The sequence below is a fragment of the Inquilinus limosus genome (assembly GCF_002195995.1).
GTDB lineage: Bacteria > Pseudomonadota > Alphaproteobacteria > DSM-16000 > Inquilinaceae > Inquilinus > Inquilinus limosus_C.
This window is the reverse complement of sequence record NZ_NHON01000200.1, coordinates 1-2,991: the sequence shown is the minus strand read 5'-3', so window position 1 is coordinate 2,991 and position 2,991 is coordinate 1. Positions and strand designations below refer to the sequence as shown.

The 2,991-nt window shown below is 70.5% G+C and carries 2 protein-coding genes; both read left to right on the top strand.

Annotated elements, in window-relative coordinates:
* The first annotated feature begins 138 nt into the window (after positions 1–138).
* Positions 139–990: an ABC transporter permease gene (locus BWR60_RS35840; RefSeq protein WP_088158107.1), complete on the top strand. Its 852-nt coding sequence runs from the start codon at positions 139–141 to the stop codon at positions 988–990.
* Positions 987–2,633 (top strand): ABC transporter ATP-binding protein, encoded by a 1,647-nt coding sequence (locus BWR60_RS35835; protein WP_088158105.1) that lies wholly within the window; start codon positions 987–989, stop codon positions 2,631–2,633. The genes BWR60_RS35840 and BWR60_RS35835 overlap by 4 nt, the downstream gene beginning before the upstream one ends.
* Positions 2,634–2,991 lie beyond the last annotated feature (358 nt).

The window sequence follows — 2,991 nt, the reverse complement described above, 5'->3', positions numbered from 1 at the left end:
CGGACTCCCGGCCACCGCCGCCCCGCGGGTCTCATGCGGGCCCTCGAAGGGCGAGCGCACCTGGCGATCACGGCAGTGGCGCGGGACCAACGCGAACCCACCCTATCGGACAAGCCCGCGTCTCCCCGAGGTTGCCCAATGAGCGCGCAGGCTGACTCCCCCTCCGCCGGCCTGCCGCGCCGGCGCATCCGCGCCAATGCCGCGATCGGCGGGCTGATCATCGGCATCCTGGTCGCGACCGCCCTGGTCAGCGCGGTGTGGACGCCGTACGACCCGCTGAAGATCGACATCCTGTCGCGCTTCAAGCCGCCCTCTGCCGCGCATTGGCTGGGCACCGACGAGTTCGGCCGCGACGTGCTGAGCCGGGCGATGAGCGGCGCCGCCACCAGCGCCTGGATCAGCCTGCTGACGGTCGCCACCGCGGTGACCGGCGGCACCCTGGTCGGGGTGCTGACCGGGTATATGCGCGGCTGGGTCGACCGCGTCATCATGGTGTTCAACGACGCCCTGCTGGCCTTTCCCGGCATCCTGCTGGCGCTCGGCATCATGGCGATCCTCGGCGCCAACAAATACGGCATCATCCTGGCCCTCGGCCTGGCCTACATGCCCTCGGTGGTCCGCGTCGTGCGCGGCACGGTGCTGTCGATCCGCGGCCGGGAATATGTCGAGGCGTCGCAAATCATGGGCAATTCCGAGCTGTTCACCATGGCTCGGCACGTGCTGCCCAACTGCATCGCGCCGCTGACCGTGCTGGCCACCAGCATGTTCGGCTGGGTGCTGCTGTCGGAGAGCGCGCTGAGCTTCCTCGGCCTCGGCGTGCCGCCGCCGGCCGCGACCTGGGGCAACATGCTGGCCGCCGCCCGGCCCTATATCGGCACCGCCCCCTGGCTCGGCGTCTTCCCCGGCCTGTGCATCTCCCTCACCTTGCTCGGCATCAACCTGTTCGGCGACGCCATCCGCGACCGCCTCGACCCCAGGATGCAGCGATGAGCCCCCTCCTCTCGGTCGAGCACCTGACCATCCGCGCCGGCGACGGCGGCCCGGTGGTGGTCGACGACCTCAGCTTCGCCCTGCCGGCCGGCGAGATGCTGGCGCTGGTCGGCGAATCCGGCAGCGGCAAGACCATGGCGGCGCGCGCCGTCTTGGACCTGCTGCCGCCGCCGATGCAGCGGATCGGCGGGCGCATCCGCTTCGACGGCCAGGACCTGGCCGGCCTGCCGCCCAAGGCCCTGCGCAAGATCCGCGGCGCCCGCATCGGCATGGTGTTCCAGGAGCCGATGGTATCGCTGAACCCGGCGATGCCGATCGGCCGGCAGATGGCCGAGGCGCTGAAGCTGCACCTCCGCCTGGACGATGCCGAGATCCGCCGCCGCAGCCTGGCGATGCTGGAGCGCATCCGCATCGCCGACCCGGAGCGGTGCCTGACCGCCTATCCGCATGAATTCTCCGGCGGCATGCGGCAGCGCATCATGCTGGCCTCGGTGATGCTGACCAAGCCGGCGCTGCTGATCGCCGACGAGCCGACCACGGCGCTGGACACGCTGGTGGCGCGCGAGGTGCTGGATTTGATGGTCGAGCTGACGCGCGAGAACGGCACCGCGGTGCTGATGATCAGCCACGACCTGGCGATGGTCGCCCGCTATGCCCGCCATGTGGTGGTGCTGCAGCACGGCCGCGCCGTCGATGGCGGGCCGACGGAACAGGTCCTGCTGAGCCCGCGCGACGACTACACCCGCAAGCTGCTGGACGCGCTGCCGAAGCGCGGGCCCGCCCGCCCGCCGGTCGACCAGTCGGCGCCGCTGATCGCGGTCGAGGACGTCACCATCGACCATGCCGGCCGGCAGCGCCTGTTCTCGCGCACCCCGCCGAAACGGGCGGTGGACGGGGTCAGCCTGGCGATCCATCCGGGCGAGACGGTGGCGCTGGTCGGTGGCAGCGGCAGCGGCAAGACCACGCTGGGCCGCGCCATCGTCGGCCTGCTGCGGCCCAGCGCCGGCCGCATCCTGTTCCGCGGCCAGGACGTCCATGGTGGCGACCGGCACGGCGCCGCGGCGCGGGACCACCGGCTGAACTGCCAGATGATCTTCCAGGATCCCTACTCCTCGCTCGACCCGCGGATGAAGATCGGCCAGATCGTGTCCGAGCCGCTGCGGCTGGCGCCGGAGATGAATGCGAAGCAGAAAACCGACCGGCTGGCCGAAACCCTGGCCGATTGCGGCCTGACCCAGGCTTTCGCCGGGCGCTATCCGCACCAGCTGTCGGGCGGGCAGCGGCAGCGCGTGGCGATCGCCCGCGCCATCATCCGCCGCCCCGCCTTCGTCATCGCCGACGAGCCGGTCTCGGCGCTCGACATGACGGTGCAGAAGCAGATCCTGGAGCTGTTCCGGGCGCTGCAGGACCGCTACGGCTTCGCCTGCCTGTTCGTGTCGCACGACCTCGGCGCGGTCGAGCAGGTGGCCGACCGCGTGGCGGTGATGCAGGCCGGCAAGATCGTCGAGGCCGGGCCGCGCGACACGGTGTTCGACCACCCGCAGCACGACTACACGCGCGAGCTGCTGGCCGCCGCCCCGGCCCTGCACCGCCTGGACGGCGGCGGCTTCGAGCTCAAGGGCCGGCGCATCGCCGCGGCGTGAGAGACCGCCCGTAAATGCTACTGGTGCGGCCGTCTGATGGCGGTTTCTCCGCTTCCGGTGCTCACGGACTTAACGTCCGCTGCGCTCCGGTTCTCGAAACCACCGCCAGCCGACTCACACCAGCGCATTTCCAGACGGTCTCTGACGTATTCGAGACCTTTTCGGAGTTCCCAGAACCGTCATTGCGAGCGCAGCGAAGCAATCCAGGGGCCAGGGTCGTGTCCCAGGGAGTGGTGTAGGGACGGCTCCGGCGGCCGGGATGGGTGGTCATCGGCGATTTCCCGTTAGGGTCGGGTTTGCGAGAACCAACCTGATCGGAGGACCACCGATGACCGACGAGATGATGAGCCTGCGGACG

Coding starts and splice junctions, on each gene's coding strand:
- BWR60_RS35840 (WP_088158107.1), top strand. CDS start 139: ATGAGCGCGCAGGCTGACTCCCCCTCCGCCGGCCTGCCGCGCCGGCGC.
- BWR60_RS35835 (WP_088158105.1), top strand. CDS start 987: ATGAGCCCCCTCCTCTCGGTCGAGCACCTGACCATCCGCGCCGGCGAC.